Here is an 18,998-nt window from a genome sequence, read left to right as displayed (position 1 = left end):
ACGGAGGGGACAGGTACCTCCGTCCCCACCTCTGTCTCCATTTTTTCTCAGGGCGCCTCTATCTGAGCAACGAAAGCTTTTTATCCCCCTAAATGTTATTTCACAGATATACTTTAGCAAATTTGAGTATAAAACTCCTGTTCACTGTCCATACTCTATTTAGAAGAAAATCCACAGACTGCCAGGCAGTCACCAGTTTTTTCAGATAGATTCATAATTTCAGGAGGTATACAGTACATGTCAAATATGTTTTGTTTTCAGTGTCAGCAAACAGCGGGGGGATCCGCATGTATCAATACTGGAGTGTGCGGCAAGCAGCCATCCACATCTAATCTACAGGACGAGCTTGTGTGTGAGCTTATAAAACTTGCAGAACTCTCAAAAAATGAGAATAAACACAGCGCGGTCGCCGACAGACTTATCATAGACGGTCTTTTCACAACCCTGACAAATGTAAACTTTGACGACAATGCAATAAAAGAATTTATGGGAAGGGTTAAAAACGAGCAGAACAAGGTCAGCAGATCTGAGGCTGAAAAGATACAGGTGATCGACCTATGGGATGGTGACACCGATATAGTGTCCTTGCGTTCCACCCTGCTGTTTGGACTCAAGGGTATGGCGGCATACGCCCATCACGCCATGAATCTCGGCTACACAGATAATGAGGTTCTGAAGTGGTTCTACAAGGGACTGTGCGAGGTTAACAGGGAGCACAACGTCACCGAATGGATAGAACTCATCATGGAATTTGGCCAGGTCAATTTCAAATGCATGGAGCTGCTGGACAAAGCCAACACTGAATCATTTGGCAATCCTGTGCCTACGAGAGTAAATGTTGACATCAAAAAAGGGCCATTTATCGTGGTCTCCGGTCACGACCTGAACGACCTGTCACAGCTCCTTGAGCAGACTGAAAAGACATGAGTAAATGTATATACCCACTGCGAGATGCTGCCTGCGCACGGCTATCCGGAGCTTAACAAATACCATAATCTGGCGGGCAATTTCGGAACCGCATGGCAGAGCCAGCAGACAGAATTCGAAAATATACCCGCGCCGGTGCTCTTTACCACCAACTGTCTCATGCCGCCAAGGCCGAGCTACAAGGACAGGATCTACACCACATCAGTCGTGGGTTATGACGGCATGGTTCACATCTCAGGTACAAGAGCAGGGAAGAAAGATTTTACCCCTCTGATCAAGCACGCACAGAAGCTTGGCGGCTATGAACACGACAGGAGCATGAGCGGCATAAACGGCGGCCATATGCTGACGACCGGATTTGGCCACAACGCAGTTCTGTCACAGGCTGGCAAGATCATAGATGCAATCAAGGCTGGTCATATCAAACACATTTTCCTCGTTGGCGGCTGCGACGGCGCACATCCGGGACGCAACTATTACACCGAATTCGTAAAGCAGACTCCGATGGACACCCTTGTCCTCACCCTCGCCTGCGGCAAATACCGTTTCAACGATCTCGACCTCGGCGAAATTGACGGGATTCCTAGAATACTCGACATGGGTCAGTGCAATGACTCCTACAGTGCCATCAAGGTTGCTTTGGCTCTGGCTGATGCATTTAATTGCAGCATAAACGACCTCCCACTCACCCTTGTCCTGTCATGGTATGAGCAGAAGGCTGTCTGCATACTTCTCACCCTGCTGTCGCTGGGCGTGCGCAACATGTATATCGGCCCGACACTGCCTGCGTTCATGTCTGAGACCGTGATTAAATATCTGGTGGAAAATTATAAGCTAAACCCGATCACTGCTCCTGAGCAGGATATGGATGCGATACTGAAACGTTGAGTATATCACTTATACTCTCCGCCATATCCGCATTTATCCCTATAGCTCTGTTTCCAAGACTTTCCGGAATCACAGCCTGATCGAGATTTAACCTGACAAGGGTTATGTTATCGTGTTCTCGTGTCAGCTTTTCAAAAGGAAATCGGATTATGGTTGGCGTGTTAAATCCAACCCCCAGCTCAAGGAGCACAAGCTTCCTGTCCAGGGATCTGGAGACAAAATCACCGAAGCACCGCTCTGCCTCATACCAGGCGCTGTCCTGAACAAAATAACCATCCTTGCGGAGGTTCATGTCCATAGAACCCCCGCAGACAGGACAGCGTGGATACAGTTATCGATACAATTGTGGCATGGCACATAACATCCAGTCATACCGCTGTTTGCAGCGTTTACTATGCCTTTCTCATCATTTACCTGTGTCAGGTATTCATCCTGTATCAATAGAACGGCTCAAGCACATATCTGCTGTCATCCGGGTACACACTGTTCATAGATGGATTCTCCGCAAATATCCTGTCGATCCACAGCTTCTGATCATCCAGTCTGTGCGCCTTTCCGCTCAGCCTTATCATCTGATATTCTCTGTTCATGCCCGTCACCGCAACATTTCCATCACGCATGAGCTGCGCGTAAAAATCCTTGTCCCTTGCCGTGCAGAAATAAACTTTCACACCTTCAAACAGCACTGAGAAAAAGACATATACTTCCGGCAATATATCTGCCAGATGCAAAGTTACAGTAAAATAAAAAATAAAGTGGACGGGGGATTCTATCCTCCGTCCACTTATATATTTTATATCTAGTTGTTGGATACCGTTCCCTCGGATTGCTGTGCCTCCAGCGACACAGTCTCTCCGGACATATACTTCACATAATCCAGATAGTCATTATTCCAATCCGCATACTTTTCTGAATGTCTCTTATCCTTAAAAGAATAATTCTCTGAAATATATTTTCCAAGATAGGCGCTTACCTTCTCTGCGCCCTTACAGTTGAGATGTCTTCCGCCATCCCTCGTGTCGGTGCTCCAGTCGATCACATAATCGCCCTTGAGCGTATTCATATCGACAAAATCAATATTCTTGGCTTTAGCATACTTAACCATGGCATTGTGTCTTGCATAATTCCATGACTTCGCCGTCGGAGTCTCTATGAACATGATCTTGATTCCATTCTTCTCACACTTGTCTATCAGCTTATCGAGCAGTATCTTTGATACCTCCGGTATGTCCTCAACAGCCTTGGTTTCCACCATCTTGCTCTGGCCTGAAAACGGCTTGACCTCCATGCTGAGATACTGTCCTCTTGAGGCTGATCTGTATGTGTAGTCCCTGGCACCGAACATGTCCGAAACACTCATGCTCTTCCACCTGTTGTGGTACTGTGCAAGAGGCAGATACTTATATGCCAGATTCTTCAGGTTGTTCTCAACCTTTTTCAATGTCGTCTTGCCTGTCCAGAGCATATTCACATCAAACACCACCAGCTTTGGCTTCTGACATGTGAGCACTTCATCCAGAAGGTTAGATGCCCCGGTCACATTCTGGAACCCCTCAGCCGCCACATATGTTGGAATTCCATATTTGTTCCATATATACATCGGAGAACATGCGCTGTAGGCATTGCTGTCTCCAAGCACCAGTACGTCTATCGAATTCTTCGGTTCTCCATAAAAGCCCCTTGCATTCGAGTTGGTTATTCCGCTTCCCGGATCGCTCCGCTTCGGAGTAAACGCAGCTCCCAGCACTCCCATGATCATCACGGCCACCAGGGCAAATGCTATGGATTTTATTATATTACGTCCACTTTTCTTCATAGATAAATCACCTCTAAAACTGTGCATATATAAATCCAGCCACCTCATAGCCCTTGCCATATGCTCCGAGTATGATCACTCCAAACAGCAGCACATAGTAAACTGCCCATCTGAGGGCTATATTCTTCGTTGCAAGCTCTGCTCTTATCTGGTGTCCCTTCTCCTTGTAAAGTCCAACCAGGAACAGAATGAGCGCGCCCACTGCCAGCACTGCAAAATCTGCCATGTCAAGCTTCATTCCAAGCAAAGTTCCATTTGTCAGATCCGCAAATGTAAATCCCCTGAACATGGACACAAACATGTGTCCAAATGCTGTAAGATCATCAGCCCTGAACATGAGCATTCCCACATTCACAAAAATGAAGGTCCTGACAACCTGAAGCAGCCTGTATACCTTTCCCTGGCGGTCAACATTCATTTTCCCATACAGCTTCTTGAAAAGAGGCTCCATGAGAAGTCCGATTACCATGATAGCCCAGTAATAAAGACCATACATGACGTACTTCCAGCTTGCGCCGTGCCAAATACCCGTTCCAAACCACACTATGAACATCGCTATAGACATAGGAACAAATGTCGCGAAGAAAGTATTCATATGTTCCCTGGTCTTCTTACTCAGCTTCACAAATGGCTTAGACAGTGAAACTGAATAGAACACATAGTCCTTGAACCATGCACCGAGAGTCATATGCCACCTTCTCCAGAACTCACTGACCGTCTTTGATATAAACGGCTGATTGAAGTTCTCTGAGAGTCCTATTCCGAACATCTGGGCACTTCCCCTTACTATATCCATACAGCCTGAGAATTCCGCATAGAGCTGTAATGTGTAGAGCAGCATTCCTACTACTACCGGAAGTCCTGTGTAGCTTGCGTAATTGTCAAATATCTGGTTCACATACATATTTGCGCGATCTGCAATAACTATCTTCTTGAAGAAGCCCCACAGTATAAGCTGGAGTCCCATGGTCATGTTCTCATAACTGAACCTGTGCCCCTCATACATCTGCTCTCCAACAAGATCGAACCTGGCTATAGGTCCCTCAACAATGTGCGGGAAAAATGCAAGGAAAAGTGCAACCTTGCCAAACTTGTCCGATGCCCTGTATTTGCCTCTGTACACGTCCACTATGTAACTCACCGCAGACAGTGTGTAGAACGAGATTCCAAGCGGCATCATCCTCTGATACATCGGATTCTCTACATTTATGTGTATGAGTCCAAGCACATCTGTAAATACCTGTCCAAGGAATACCGAATATTTCAGGAATACCAGGATTCCTACATTCACAAGCACCACGCATACGCACACGCACTTTTTCTGCCATCCGATAAGTGCCTTGTACTCTTTTTTGTTTTCCTTTGGCAGAGCTTTCCTTGCCATGCTGCAGCCATCATCTATCTTGTTTATCAGCAGGCCGCCCACATATATGGTCAACGACCCGAACAGGATAAATATGATATATCTGCCTGAATTGATAAAATAAAACAGATAGCTGAATGCCAGCAGCACCTTCCATCTGTGCTTCAGTGGCACTATATTGTACACTATAAACGCTCCGAGCAATATAAATACCAGATACGATATCGACGTATATGACATATTTCTCACTCCTCCAGTATTTTTTGACGGCAGTCAGTCCCCGCCATCTTCCAATATCTATATCTGCTCTTACTCGTCTTCAAGTCTCTGGATCATATCGTATATGGTCTGGACTGTCTTGAAGTTCTCCGGTGTGATATCAACAGGAGAAATGTCTACGTCAAACTCATCGCTGAGCTGAAGCACCAGCGTAACCATCGTGATGGAATCCAGCACGCCATGTCCTATAAGATCTGTCTCGTTCTCATAATCAACTCCAGGTTTTACCTCATTCAAAATCTTTAATAATTCTTCCATAATCTCTTATCTCCTTATCAATAAAATTGTCACACATGCTGCGCGTATTCCGCCTTCAGTCTCTTCCTGTCTATCTTGCCATTTGCATTGTGGGGCATGCTTGTCACCCTGACAAAACGGTTCGGCTCCATGTAGTGTGGGACCCTCTCCTGAAACGCCTTAAGCAGCTCCGTCTCGTCCTTCTTCCTGCCCTCGTAGATGAACACGATCTTGTCAGCCGCATCATCATATATGCAGGCATAGCTTCTGATACCGTCTATGGCTCCCGCTGCCGCCTCGATCTCGCCGAGCTCTATGCGGTAACCCATGTGTTTTATCTGATAGTCCTTACGGCACACATAGACCAGCTCGCCGTATCTGTTGTATTTCACCAGATCACCGGTCTTGTAGACCAGCTCTGGATAGTACGGATTCAGCGGATTCTGGACAAATGCCTCTCTCGTCTTCTCCGCATTTCCGAAGTAGCCCAGCGCCACAAATGAACCCCTGGCATAGAGCTCACCCTCACGGCTGAAGCCCGTCTCAGGATCAATCTCCGGTGACACCTCCCTACCGTTCTCATCAAGAACAAACACATCACAGTTGTTGCACGCATGTCCCATCGGCAGCGGCTCGTCATCGGCAAATACTCTGTCCACCACGTAATACGTACATATGTCGGTCGTCTCTGTTGGGCCGAACAGATTTGCATACATGGCATCCGGAAGATTCTGTATCCAGTAATTCAGCGGCTTTGTCGGCATCACCTCTCCGGCAAACAGCACCTTCTTCAGCTCGGGAAGCTGGGCGTACTGGAACAGCTTGTAATTTGCAACGATCTGCAGTGCCGATGGCACCCAGTATATCGTGTTGATCCTGTATGTATTCATGAACTCCATCAGCTTCATAGGGAAGGTGAAATACGCCTTCGGTATGATGTACAGCGTGGCACCATTTTTAAGAGTGCTGTAGAGATCTGACACCGACATGCTGAAGTAGAACGGTGTCTGGCTTCCGAATATCGTACTCTCGTCTATACCAAATGCCTCCGTGTACCAGTAGGTGTAGGATATTACATTCCTGTGTGATACCACAGCGCCCTTTGGAACTCCGGTCGAGCCCGATGTGAAAAGCGCATACACGGGATCCGTGTCTATCGCCCTGCTTCTGACCGCATCCAACACCGACTGATCTGCACTTGTGTCCAGCTCGTCAAGATTTAATATCCTGAATACCTCTTTGTTCTCGCCTTCCTGTCCCTGGCATCCATCTTCATCCACGCCATTTCTGGAAAGCTCCAGTGCCTTCTCCATATGCCCGATGTCAGTCACGACTGCAACCGGATTCAGCGTTCCGAGTATCGACTCGGCTCTGGACGCCGGCATCTCCGCATCCAGTACCACATAGAAATTGCCACTGTAGACAACTCCCATATAGGCAGCCACACTCCTAGGCTTTTTGTCCAGCAGCACGGCAACAGGCTTATTCCTCACGCCATCTGTCTTCTCATATATCCATGCACCGATCTGTCTGGAAAGCCTCTCCATCTGACCATATGTGAGTCCGCCTTCCTCATCTGCAACTGCCAGCTTGTCTGGATATTTTAAAGCCGAATTCTCTATAAATTCCAATATATTTTTCAATATTTACCACCTCGTTTAACCACCTTTTTCTTTCTTCCAAAATCGAATAGATTATATGCCAAGCCTTTCTGCCAGTTCAACTTAATATACATTCAACAGACTTAATTATATGTAAGAGTTATTACAATATGGTTACACTTCCTCAATCCATCAGCGTAATCCGCACTGCAGCTTCTCACTACACCTGCTGATTATAGCAGCCATCCCTTTAAGTTTCAATGAGGCGAATCTTTAAGATATCTTTAAGTAAAACAAAAAACAGCGGCAGACATGTCCATCCACGGACATATCTGTCGCTGACAAATGTATAAATATTTGTTTTCCCGGCACGGCTTACACGCCATACCTGATCCTTAGTCTCTTGACAAATCCCACAGATTTTCTCGCATTGTATAACTTATCGGCAAATATATACAGGGTTCTGAGCTCTGCCCGGCCTTGCATCCATATAATTCCATCATAAAGAATATGGACTTTCAAACCTGCCTGCAACACGTGCATCAAACTCCAGATTCTCCTGTCTGTCCCAGCCCGCATATTTCTTTCTCAACTGTCTGTATACTTTCTGATCCATAAGCTGGCTTACCGCACTTATGTCCTCCCGCCGCACCAGCATATGCGCCTCATCCGTTCCGGCACATACCGCACGATCATAAAGTCCTGCTCCATCTTCTCTATTCTTCTGCCTTCTTTCCCTTCTCCTTATATTAATATAAAGATTAAGTATTGCGACAAGAGCTATAAGTTCCAGTATAACTCCTGCCACAAGGCATATATTCATATATTTCATTTCAAACAATCCAATCATTAATTCTCTCCCACACGCAGTTGCCTGCAAACCAAACATCGACAAAATTCACACGACCATTCTTTTCGTTATAACAACATATTATCCTAAAGTATATGGCAAAAAGTAATTCCAGACGCACAAAAACCGCCAATATCGCTTATGATATGGCGGTTTTGTCGATATTCTTATTATTTTCACTCTTATTCCAGCTCCTCCAGAGCATCCAGATAACTCTCCATCCACTGCACCTGCTTTGCGCTTTTCGCATCTTCTTCATCCGGTTCGTCCGGATCATCCGGCCACTCATCGCCCTCGTCAAGCTCCTGCATGGTCAGCCAGTTGTCAGCCACCTCAAGCTGAAGCATCCTTCCATCGTCACACTCCAGACTCACCAGCACCATAAGCGGCTCCCCCGGAAGCCTCTCCTCACAGCCGAAGTCGGCCTCATCTATTCTCTTTATTGTCCACATATTATCACCTCATGTTCTGTAGATGTCATAAATCACTCTACCCGTATCTTCAAAAAGTCTATGAGTGCTTCCAGCGTCAATTCCTCCTTGCGCCATATCCATTCTGTCTCTATCGTATAGAACAGCCCGCCGCCTATGTCACATGCCGCCGCAAACTTCTGTCTCTGCTTTCTGGACTTCTTATACTTGAATATATAATAGTAATAAAGTCTTCCCTCTATCACTTCATGTTTCAGATATGCCCTTGTCCGCAGTTCCTCCGGGCAGGCTTCATCCTCCACCAGCTCATCCAGCACGTAATCCTCAGCCGTCTCATCATCGATAGCCTCCTGAAGTGAACAATAGACAAGTTCCGGCTTAAGCTCCTCATTAAACCCCGCAAATGCCGGATCACTGTCATCGCCATCTATCAGTCTATACCTCTGAGGCAGGTCAAAGCTTATCTTTCTGGCACCTGACTGCAATGAATATGTATTGGTTAATTGTGCATCTCCAGTCATCCCATAGATGTCCGCATATGGCATACCGTTTTTTCCATATACATTCCTATCATTTTCCATACCTGAACCTTCATCTAACTTTATAGATGTGTCCATTGAATCATATGTATATCCGCCACCAGCATTTATCGTGCCAGAATAATCAGCATCACCATATCCTACACCATCATACTCGTTCCCACCGTTAGCTGCTCTATCCGCCTCGCTGGCCTTCTTCGCCTGAAATCCGGATACCAGGAACGACACAAAAGCCAGCAATCCGATCAGAAACATCAATCCCTGTTCCGAAATATACGACCACAGCTCTGACAGATCCGATATATTTCCATGTGACTCATGATATATATTGTATATTCCTGCTCCCCAGAACAGCACCAGCAAGGCCCCGGCCACGACAAAGCAGGCGATCGCACTCTGTAAAACATACTTTAATCTTCTCATCTACCCTTCACCCCTGTCATTTCGCTTTTAATACACACATGCTTGCATCAACATACCGCAAGCATCTAACCCAAAGATACCGCATATTATACCCTCCAGTTCGCAGAATATCAATTACATTTGATATTCTGCGAACTGAATTTGACTTTCTGCGAATGTGTTTTGCGAATTAACTACGGCTTATATGCAGAAAGACGGCACTCCCAGCAAAAGCTGAGAAATGCCGTCTCTCAGTATAATAATACACGCTGTAGTAATCCGATACCGTGAAATCCGCCTTAAGATTCTCTATCGCATCCAGACTCTCCATTATCGTATTTGTCTCCTTGATATCGGGGGCATCCGTCTGCAGGTCAGTGTAATCCTCGCCCTTTATCTGCGCCATCGTGCCCTTGAGTGCATCGTTGGAGCTCTTGGAATCGCTCTTCACCATGACCTTCATTACGTCCATGGACTTAACAGAAAACTTGAGCTCAGCGCCATACTTACCGGACTTGTTCATGCCTGCGATCATGGATTTTGATCCGTCTCTCACACAAAAAGAGAACCCCAAATCTGAAGTGTGTACTTCTAATCTGGGGTCCTTTTTCATATATACCGCATGAATCGATTCCCATCATCTTTCTAGGTGGAAGGTTTGTTATTGCAATAAGTGTCTTGCCGACTAACTCCTCTGGCTCATAGAATGCATGGATTCCTGAGAGGATGGTTCTGTCTGTGCCTGTGCCGTCATCCAGTGTGAACTGAAGGAGCTTCTTATGGAAGCTGTTTCATTTGAGGATTATATCAATCGACTAAAAGCACAGAATATTATAATTGAAACCGGAAACTCAAAGAAATACGGAACGGTTACAAAATACCGATTTTCGGTTGAACAACGTTTTCATCGTGGCTACTCTCTCGGTTCATTCTATACCGATGACAACATAAAAAAGAGAATTTCGAGACGACAGGACTATCTGAAAACACAAAAGAAAAAAGCGGAAGAACGAAAAGAAAAGCGAAAAGCTGCTTATGATGCCATGTCGCTCGGTGAAAAAAACTGGATAAAAGTCGATTGAAAATCTCGTCCATGTGTGACTTCTCTGGTGATGTATCACGGGATACCGTTGGCTTGCAGAAATGGTAAAATGTACAGAACGCCAGACGCATGCAGGAGATACAAAAGAACCTGCACGACAGGTACGGCATCCGGTATACCGAGAATTCCAACATCCAAATCCTACAAAAACTACTGGAACAGGCTAAACAGAACATGCATAACCTTGAAGAACAACAGCGGCAAAATGAGCGTGACCTGAAGGAGTTGCAACACTACCAGAAGGAAATTGACACCTATCTAGGGAAAAAGCATGAGGATATTTAGTCCTCATGCTTATCAGTAAAGATTTTATAGGAAGATCATCCATATTCTCATTTCGTAAACTCTACGGAGTAATAATACATATAATCATTCTCTGTATTTAGATAATCTCCGGAAATATCCTGTATCGGTAACATACTTAATCCATTTTTACCATAAACCAAAGCCGCTAACCCCTGCTCTGTTCCAAAATCTATCGGACATATATGGTTTATGCTTGTCGCCGATCTTCCATAATATTTCCGATCTTCAACATCATTTAAAATTGGATTTTCTGTTGTGTATTTCGTATAGTTATCTGCCACAATTAGACTTGCAGAAAATTTTTCAAAATTAGGAACAACCACTATCATTCCAGTTTCGGTAGATTCTGTACCATTAAAAGATATTTCTGCAATTTTCTCATGCGATACTCTTTTTCCGGATTGATATTCAGACAAGTAAACAAAAAGGCATTTATAGTTATCCTTTGTCTTATACCGAAACATCATTACCCCATCTGCTCCAGACATCAGTTCCGCAGTTTTCATTTCCGCACTATCCGGCGATACTTCTTCTATGAAATTTCGGGGTTGTCTCATCTTCTTACACGCTATAACAGCGATTACAGTGATAAATCCTGTCAGAATAATACAAAGTGCTACAATGATTCGTCGCAGAAATTTCTGTTTATTCTTTCCTTCCTTTGACACCTGCAATAGCGTTTCATCAGACTTTTCTCTTACACTATCTTCGCTGATATCTTCACCGGCTAAAAATTCATTGACGCTGATTTCCAATATTTCACACAGTTCCATATATACAGAAACGTCTGGAAGGCAAATTCCACGTTCCCATTTTGAAACAGACTTATCACTCTTCCCGAGCTTATCTGCAAGCTGTCTCTGTGTCAGCCTAGCTCTTTTTCTTTTTTCTGCGATATATCTTCCAATCTTAGCAATATCCATAGGTCATTCCTCCTTTCATCATGACAATCTTATCTTATCACAGCAAAAGAGTACACCCCTCAAAGGTAGAATTGCCACATTTACTGCCTATATCCAATCACAGCCACAACTTTTCCATTCTCTGCCTCTATGTTTGATAGTCACGATATTATATCTGTACGGCTTGTATTTCTGTATTCGCTCGGTGTAACTTTGTATCGTTCCTTAAATGCCCGATTGAATGTTCTCTGACTTTCAAATCCGCTATCATAGCATATATTTGTAATGGCATCACTGGTATTTTCCAAGCGATGGCAAGCATAATTTAGTCTTGCATCATTCAGATATTGATTGAAATTACGATGGAATGTTTTGGAGAATGTTCGTGATAAAACATACTTGCTCACTCCCAAATCTCTTGCCATATCATCTAACGAGAAATTCTTTCTAAAATTACCAGACACGTACGATACTGCCTGATAGACAAGATCTTTACTTCCCACATCTCCTTTCTCGACCAGTTTCAGCTTTCCAATGCATCTTGCAATCAAAATCTGCAGGTATGCCTGTATAACTGCTATATCCATGTGGTCTGTATCTAAGATGGCATTAATTGCCCGGTATACTTCCGGCTCCACCATTTCTGCCTTTATGATTGGGTAATCCGGTGCCATCGTCTGTATAATATCAGCATATTTCCCAATCGCAAATGGTGGAGAAATAATGTAAACCGCCTTATTCACTCCCGAAGAGAAAACCTGATAATGATGGATAATATCAGGAAATACAAAACCAATATCTCCCTTTTCCATGTGGTATAACTCTTGTCCAACTCCCAGCTCCAGTGTTCCATTTGTCACACATACGATCTCCAATGCATTATGTAAATGCGGAGCAACATGCTTCGATTTTCTTTTTAAAGCTAATATTTCTTCTTTTGTATCAACAAATGATAAATGCATTGGTTACGCCCCCTTTGCAAGATTTGTCTACTTTTCCTTTCGATTTGGCAGGCAATCACATTGTATTTATTCTATAATCAGCTTGTAAATAAGGAAAGGAGGTACGCATTATGAACAAGTTTAAGAATTATATGAACAACCTTTTAGTATTCTACGCTGATTACTTTGAACATGTATATCATGCATAAAATACTAAAAGGACTACTTTGTGAAAACTGAATACCTAGCTTGCACAAAAAGCATTGCCTTTCTCGAATGTTCAATTAGACAATGCTTTTCATTACATATAAACCTTAATACTCTGTTGCGTCTGTTACTTCATCAGACTTAATTCCCTTTTCAGCTTTCAATTTTTCATTTACAGCTTCCACGTTCATTCTGGAAAGAACAATCATAATTAACACATCAAGGATCAATGGCAACCATAAATACATAAACTGCATCATATCAAGTGCTGACTGCGGCTGTGTTGCATTTGTTCCGACATAACCACTAAGCTCTAATAACCAGCCACATACTGCAGTTCCGATTCCTCCACCAATCTTTACACCCAGTGATGTACAAGAATACATAGTTCCGTCAATTCTCTTTCCCTGTGTCAGATAAGTATACTCTGAACAAGAAGCAATCACTGCGTTCATATCTCCCTGCCATGGGCCCTGTCCAAGTGCTGCAAGGGCTGTAAATGCCAGCATAAGAGGAATACTTCCCATATATCCTGCTACAACAACCAACGCTCTACCAATAACGGCAATGATATATCCTCTGAGATTCAGCTTGTACATACCATTCCACTTGCCAACGAGTGTCGGAGTAAAGATAAGAGCTATAATAAGTGGGATATTCACCGCCCAGGCGAACTGACCAAAAAGATTCTTGTCCTTCAATACCCATGTCATGTAGTAGATACCAGCACCGATCATGGCACTATAAAGCTGCTGTAAAATATATGTTCCACAGATCATCATATAATACTTGTTCTTTACAAGAAGCTTAAATGCCTGAACCAGTCCATACTTTTCTTCATCTCCTTTTACTTCTCCATCGTTAAGCTCCTCCTCCGGAAGCTCTTTTACGGAGAGCGCTGAGATTGTATTTACAATCAGACCGATAATTGCATAGATGATTGCTACCGTTCTCCATGCTGCTGCATCTCCACCGCAGTAATCAACAAATTTTACGGTTACAGACTGGATCAAAAGGCTTGTAGAAAATGCGAAGATGAAACGATAAGATCCCATCTGCACACGCTCTTTACTGTTCTTCGTAATCAAAGAAGTAAGTGCAGAATACGCAATATTATTTGCTGTATAGAACACACCATTTAACAATGTATATGCAATAAAGAACCATGCATATTTTGCTGTATTTCCCCAGCTTGTAGGAACCGCAAAACAACATACCAGTGTAATCGCACATCCAATGTAGCCGTAAAGCATCCACGGTTTCGCCTTACCCATCTTGCTGTGTGTCTTGTCAATCATCGAGCCAAAGAAAATGTCTGTAAATCCGTCAAACAGTTTGGAAACTGCGATCAACGTACCTACTATACCTGCTGCAAGTCCGACTGAATCCGTCAGATAAATCATCACAAAGGACGTTAAAAATGCATATACTACATTTCCTGCTATATCGCCGGATCCGTATCCAACTTTGTTATACCATTTTAAATACTTTTTTTCTTCCATAGAATCACTCCTCATCTTAATCATGTTTAGAATTTCATGTGTCAAACAGTCTGATGCCTATATTATTCTAAATGCTTTTACTTTTGTTCTCTTGTATCCCGAATATCCCCGTATGTCCGGACTTATACGTCGATATTCGGGAAACGAGTTATATCATTATCCTTTCACATACGGAACCAGTGTAAACCGGAACCGGAATAATCTATCATCAAATCTGTATGCTTCTAACACGTCTGGTCCGCAGCTGTTAGAGCCTATTCCATTCTGTGCATAATCAAGACAGAATACCGTACTGTCCGATTCTATCAATTCATAGTTATGTGCCTTTTCTTCCAGCTCCTCCTGTGTATAGAAGGACGCATTGAATGAAAATGTATCTTCCTCTGCAACGGCAGTGATACCGTACTGGCTGTTGCCAAGCTCCACATAATCGCAGTCGTAGTGACTTCCGTTTTCCTGTGGGCGGATATAGTCCTCATGCATATCGGAAACCTTCAGACGATACAATCCGTGGCTTGCTGCTCTATGCTTGTCCCGGTAGCTTTCCTGCGGTCCCATACCGAAGAACCCTGCATCTGTAAGCTTCTTATCTAAGAACATCCGCACACCAAATCTTGGAAGATCCGGGAACTCCTCATCCTTTTTCACTGCGATATCCGCTCCAATTCTTCCGGCTGCGTCAATCGTCCAAGTGATTGTCACATCCATAATTTTCTGCACGGTTGCTGCCACGACCGAAGCCTGACTTGTCACAGTTACTCCGTGCTTTCCCTGAATCACCTCTGACTTGTATGCTCTTGTATAGGCTTCGTTGTAGTGGGCTTTCTTCCACTCTGCCTTGATATACATATCGTTATCCGTCGGTGCTCTCCAGATGTTCAGTTCCATCGGATGATTCATATATTCTCTGCCTGCAAATGTCAGGCTGTCAAAAAGTGCTGTCCGCTTGTTGACCGTATAGGAGAAATCCCGTCCCTTTATGATGATCTCTGTATCATTTTCCTGTACCTGAATACCGGTATTCGGCACTTCCTTTGTAAGCCAGCTTACTGCCTGCTGATTCTTTGCACCCTTACTGCTTACATCTATCTCATCAAAGCCTAAGACATACGCCTTGGAAAGAAGCGGGATGTCCTTCTTCAGCTTATAGAACAGCTTCAGATATACCTTCCCATTCTCCGGAATTGAAAGCTTTAAAGTTGTGCTTCCATCACAATGCGGTAAAATGGATACTTCGGAAAGCTTCCCCTTCCCGATTACAAGCCCATCCTGTGACAGCTCATAGGTAATCTCTGCATAATCCTTCAGATCATCAAAATCCATATAGTTGTGAAGCACTAATTCTCCACTTGCTGCATCATACGATACTACTCTTGCCGGTCGGTATACATTCTTGTACTCCAAAAGTCCGGTGTGTATCCTTCTGTCCGGATATACCAGACCATCCATACAGAAGTTGCTGTCATGGATTACTTCGCCATGATCGCCGCCATAGGCATAGATCGTCTTGCCGTTTTCGGCTACACCATGGGCGATTGCATGATCGCACCACTCCCACACGAAACCGCCGCACATCTTATCCTCTGCCTGTATCATCTGGAAATAATCTTCAAAATCTCCGGGACCATTTCCCATACTGTGGCAGTATTCCACCAGAAGGAATGGTTTGCTGCCATCCTTTTCCAAATATTCCTCTATCTCAGTAAGTGCCGGATACATACGGCTGTATAAGTCCAGATTCTCGTAATCATAGGTTACATCGTAATTGCGGTATCTGGCACTCTCATACTGCGTGATCCGCTCCGAATCGAACTTCTTTGTCCATGCCAGTGCCTTCTCAAAATTGCAGCCATAAGCGCTTTCATTTCCCATAGACCACATCACGATACAGAACCGGTTCTTGTCACGCTCCACCATCAGCTTCACACGGTCAACAATCGCAGCTTCCCATACCGGATCATCTGCTATTTTCTCATTCCAACGCTTAAAGCGGTTGTAATCCGTATCCTCTTTTCGATACAGCATAAATGGTCCGTGTGCTTCGATATCTGCCTCGTCAATCACCATAAATCCATAGCGGTCGCACATTTCATAGAAAAATGGTGCATTTGGATAATGGCTGGAACGAATGGCATTGAAGTTGTGCTGCTTCATCAGGGTAAGGTCTGTCTTGATCTGCTCCATGCTAATTGTAAATCCGGTGACCGGATCGGAGTCATGGCGGTTCACACCACGGAATTTAATCTTCTGTCCATTTAAGTAGATTACCTGATTCTTGATCTCGATCTTGCGGAGTGCTATATGGTCTACGATTACCTCCTGCTCCGTCTCCAGAATAATCGTATACAGATACGGATTCTCTGTATTCCAGAGTGTATAATCTACAATCTCAAAAGTCGCTTCTCCACTCTCGGAAATAACACCCTCGGAAACAACTGCTCCATTCTTATCCTCGAGCTTTACCCGAACCTCTGTCGGCTCGTAAAATGCTGCTGTAAGATTTATCCTTGCAATGTCTGAATCTAATTGTGTTGTAATGCGATAATCACGGATTCCCTTTTCCGGACGTTTTAAGAGATACACATCACGGAAGATTCCGCTCATACGGAACTTGTCCTGATCTTCAAGGTACGAACCGTCGCACCACTTCATCACAAGCACGGAAATCCGGTTCTCTCCTTCCCGCAATACGTCTGTCACATCAAACTCACTGGTCATGTGGCTCACTTGACTGTAGCCTACATAGGTGCCGTTTAACCATACATAAAAGCAGCTATCCACACCTTCAAAGTTAAGATATGCCTTTGGTGCTGCAGCATCCTTTGCATAGTCAAAGGTATGCACATAAGCTCCACATGGAATATCCTGTGGCACATATGGCGGATCAAACGGAAATGGGTAACGGATATTTGTGTATTGGTGTGTATCATAACCTGCCATCTGCCATACACTCGGAACTTTGATCTCATCAAAGCCCTCAACCAAATAACCATCCTCATAAAAGGCATCCTTCATATCATAGATGCTGTCAAAATACTGAAACTTCCATGTACCATTCAATAGCTGCATTCTGTCTGACAGCTCTCTGTGCTCTACCAGGTCATCCATCCGCTTGGAAGCCGGCATGTAATAAGCTCTCGCCGGCATCGTATTGTCATGTAATACACTTAAGTCCTCATAGTAACGTGGCACGATCATAAATAATCCTCCTTCATTCATACAGTTTATACACTTTTTTGTTGCTTGTAACCCTGCAAACAGTTTTCTCCTTACTGTCTGCTTTTTTTCCTTCTCGCTTTTGTTAGATTTATATTACCTTAATCCATTTCTTATGTCTATAAACTAGAATGGACAAAATATGCACAAAATGATACAATAATCCCATCAAGCAGAAAAGTGGACGAACTGCTTGTAGCATCGGACACTTTTCTATTTGATGGGTAAACAGTCATAAGCACGCAGGACGATAGTCCGGAGTGCGCATGGCTGGCACGATTTCGAGAGTTCGAAGAACGAAGAAATCGTGATTATTGTATCGAGTGAAAGGAGTGCTGCCCTATGTACATGAACACCGGTTATTTGAAACATTCACATATGGATTTTAAGGATAAAAGCCGACCACTGATTGTCGGTAGCTGCGGAATCTATCGTTTGTCTGAGCACCCAAAGATGCCAACCTATCGCCCAAGAGGACGTGTTGATTTTCAGATTATATATATTGCAGCCGGATGCGGACATTTTCATTTTGATACTGTTGATAACGAAACAATTGTTCCCGCTGGTAACATTGTCATATTCCGTCCAAAAGAGCTTCAGAAATATGAATACTATGGGGAAGATAAGACAGAAGTCTACTGGATTCATTTTACTGGAAGTGATGTAAAAAATATCCTAAGAAAATATGGTTTCCCAGATAACGAGAGAATATTCCCGGTTGGTACATCCATGGAATATGAGCGTATATTTAAGAGAATTATTATAGAATTACAACGTTGTCAGGATAACTACGAAGAAATGCTCACATTATTGCTCCGTCATCTTCTGATCATATTCCAACGTGAGCTTACCAGAGAGCAAGTTTTAAAAAATGAATATCTCGACCACGAGATGGATACCGCCATGACATATTTTAACGAAAATTATAACCGTGATATCAATATAGAAGAGTATGCGACATCCAAGGGGATGAGCGTCAGTTGGTTCATACGAAGCTTCAAGAAGTTCACGGGTTCTACTCCTATGCAGTTTATTGTTGCGCTCCGTGTCAACAACGCACAGGTCTTGCTTGAGACAACCAACTATTCCATCAATGAAATATCTAAGATTGTAGGCTACGATAACCAGCTCTATTTCAGCCGATTATTTCATAAGCTGAAGGGATTTTCTCCGAGGGAATATCGGAAAACCAGAAAGTCGGAAATATAAAACTAAAGCCCATCTATAATAGGAATAACTACTATTATGGAGCTGTTGGTTCTGTAGGCATGATAAGTTTCTTATTTTTCTCATTATGTATGGGACTTTCCTCCGGCATAGGCGTAATCGTTTCTAAATGTTTTGGTGCAAAAAAAGAAGAAGAAGTGAAAACTGCGATTGCTAACTCCATATATGTGATGAGTGGAGGGTGCAGACATTTTCTTGGACTATATAAGTGACCAATCCAAGTCTATGTCTGTACTCTATAGGACTCAAATATCCTAATGAT

General features: G+C 43.7%; 18 protein-coding genes and 2 pseudogenes. 5 read left to right on the top strand and 15 right to left on the bottom strand.

The features are described 5' to 3' along the window. The first annotated feature begins 246 nt into the window (after positions 1-246). Positions 247-1,815: pseudogene (hcp, locus tag ARA78_RS09785) on the top strand (hydroxylamine reductase). Here hcp and ARA78_RS09780 read toward each other — a convergent pair. From ARA78_RS09780 to ARA78_RS14645, 11 genes and pseudogenes are all read right to left on the bottom strand, one after another. Continuing rightward, positions 1,772-2,113: a hypothetical protein gene (locus ARA78_RS09780; protein ID WP_055273130.1), complete on the bottom strand. Its 342-nt coding sequence runs from the start codon at positions 2,111-2,113 to the stop codon at positions 1,772-1,774. The pseudogene hcp and the gene ARA78_RS09780 overlap by 44 nt on opposite strands. A 139-nt stretch (positions 2,114-2,252) precedes the next feature. Continuing rightward, the gene (locus ARA78_RS09775; RefSeq protein ID WP_156327902.1) at positions 2,253-2,486 is read right to left on the bottom strand and encodes a hypothetical protein; all 234 of its coding nucleotides are present in this window, start codon (positions 2,484-2,486) and stop codon (positions 2,253-2,255) included. Between the two features lie 128 nt (positions 2,487-2,614). Next, positions 2,615-3,631 carry a hypothetical protein gene (locus ARA78_RS09770; RefSeq protein ID WP_055273132.1) on the bottom strand — a complete coding sequence of 339 codons (1,017 nt, stop codon included), beginning with the start codon at positions 3,629-3,631 and terminating at the stop codon, positions 2,615-2,617. A gap of 13 nt (positions 3,632-3,644) precedes the next feature. Beyond that, a complete protein-coding gene (locus tag ARA78_RS09765) occupies positions 3,645-5,234 on the bottom strand; it encodes an MBOAT family O-acyltransferase (RefSeq protein WP_055273134.1) in 1,590 nt (529 codons plus the stop codon). Positions 5,235-5,303: 69 nt separating this feature from the next. Then, positions 5,304-5,531 (bottom strand): acyl carrier protein, encoded by a 228-nt coding sequence (locus tag ARA78_RS09760; RefSeq protein WP_015533721.1) that lies wholly within the window; start codon positions 5,529-5,531, stop codon positions 5,304-5,306. Between the two features lie 29 nt (positions 5,532-5,560). Then, positions 5,561-7,153, bottom strand: coding sequence for an AMP-binding protein (locus ARA78_RS09755; RefSeq protein ID WP_082419764.1), 1,593 nt, complete (start codon positions 7,151-7,153; stop codon positions 5,561-5,563). Positions 7,154-7,610: 457 nt separating this feature from the next. Next, positions 7,611-7,961: a hypothetical protein gene (locus ARA78_RS09750; RefSeq protein WP_055273137.1), complete on the bottom strand. Its 351-nt coding sequence runs from the start codon at positions 7,959-7,961 to the stop codon at positions 7,611-7,613. A gap of 182 nt (positions 7,962-8,143) precedes the next feature. Beyond that, positions 8,144-8,413, bottom strand: a complete 270-nt coding sequence (locus ARA78_RS09745; protein ID WP_015533718.1) for a hypothetical protein — start codon at positions 8,411-8,413, stop codon at positions 8,144-8,146. 32 nt (positions 8,414-8,445) lie between these two features. Next, the gene (locus tag ARA78_RS09740) at positions 8,446-9,354 is read right to left on the bottom strand and encodes a hypothetical protein (protein ID WP_055273138.1); all 909 of its coding nucleotides are present in this window, start codon (positions 9,352-9,354) and stop codon (positions 8,446-8,448) included. Between the two features lie 169 nt (positions 9,355-9,523). After that, a complete protein-coding gene (locus ARA78_RS09735) occupies positions 9,524-9,889 on the bottom strand; it encodes a hypothetical protein (protein ID WP_156329444.1) in 366 nt (121 codons plus the stop codon). A 58-nt stretch (positions 9,890-9,947) separates the two neighbouring features. After that, positions 9,948-10,112: pseudogene (locus ARA78_RS14645) on the bottom strand (hypothetical protein); the annotation flags it as partial. Here ARA78_RS14645 and ARA78_RS09730 point away from each other — a divergent pair. Together ARA78_RS09730 and ARA78_RS09725 are read left to right on the top strand one after the other, a co-directional pair. Further along, entirely contained in the window at positions 10,113-10,415 is a 303-nt protein-coding gene (locus tag ARA78_RS09730; RefSeq protein ID WP_055280454.1) for a hypothetical protein, read from the top strand. Positions 10,416-10,504: 89 nt separating this feature from the next. Beyond that, on the top strand, positions 10,505-10,720 hold the full coding sequence (locus tag ARA78_RS09725) for a hypothetical protein (protein WP_055273142.1): 216 nt from the start codon (positions 10,505-10,507) through the stop codon (positions 10,718-10,720). A 47-nt stretch (positions 10,721-10,767) separates the two neighbouring features. On the opposite strand, the gene ARA78_RS09720 is transcribed toward ARA78_RS09725, so the two are convergent. The 4 genes from ARA78_RS09720 to ARA78_RS09705 form a co-directional block, all read right to left on the bottom strand. Next, entirely contained in the window at positions 10,768-11,664 is an 897-nt protein-coding gene (locus ARA78_RS09720; RefSeq protein ID WP_015533714.1) for a helix-turn-helix domain-containing protein, read from the bottom strand. A gap of 140 nt (positions 11,665-11,804) precedes the next feature. Next, positions 11,805-12,605, bottom strand: coding sequence for an AraC family transcriptional regulator (locus ARA78_RS09715; protein WP_055223077.1), 801 nt, complete (start codon positions 12,603-12,605; stop codon positions 11,805-11,807). 293 nt (positions 12,606-12,898) lie between these two features. Beyond that, on the bottom strand, positions 12,899-14,293 hold the full coding sequence (locus ARA78_RS09710; protein ID WP_015533711.1) for an MFS transporter: 1,395 nt from the start codon (positions 14,291-14,293) through the stop codon (positions 12,899-12,901). 156 nt (positions 14,294-14,449) lie between these two features. Then, entirely contained in the window at positions 14,450-17,491 is a 3,042-nt protein-coding gene (locus ARA78_RS09705) for a glycoside hydrolase family 2 TIM barrel-domain containing protein (protein WP_055280453.1), read from the bottom strand. 360 nt (positions 17,492-17,851) lie between these two features. Here ARA78_RS09705 and ARA78_RS09700 point away from each other — a divergent pair, with 360 nt between their 5' ends. Both ARA78_RS09700 and ARA78_RS14575 read left to right on the top strand, forming a co-directional pair. Further along, positions 17,852-18,718: a helix-turn-helix domain-containing protein gene (locus ARA78_RS09700; RefSeq protein ID WP_055223073.1), complete on the top strand. Its 867-nt coding sequence runs from the start codon at positions 17,852-17,854 to the stop codon at positions 18,716-18,718. Next, on the top strand, positions 18,673-18,948 hold the full coding sequence (locus tag ARA78_RS14575) for an MATE family efflux transporter (RefSeq protein ID WP_334291740.1): 276 nt from the start codon (positions 18,673-18,675) through the stop codon (positions 18,946-18,948). The genes ARA78_RS09700 and ARA78_RS14575 overlap by 46 nt, the downstream gene beginning before the upstream one ends. Positions 18,949-18,998: the final 50 nt, after the last annotated feature.

Origin of the sequence: Coprococcus eutactus, from assembly GCF_001404675.1 — a bacterium.
Taxonomy (GTDB): Bacteria; Bacillota; Clostridia; order Lachnospirales; family Lachnospiraceae; genus Coprococcus; species Coprococcus aceti.
The sequence above is the reverse complement of the archived record's forward strand: the minus strand, read 5'-3'. Positions and strand labels throughout refer to the sequence as shown.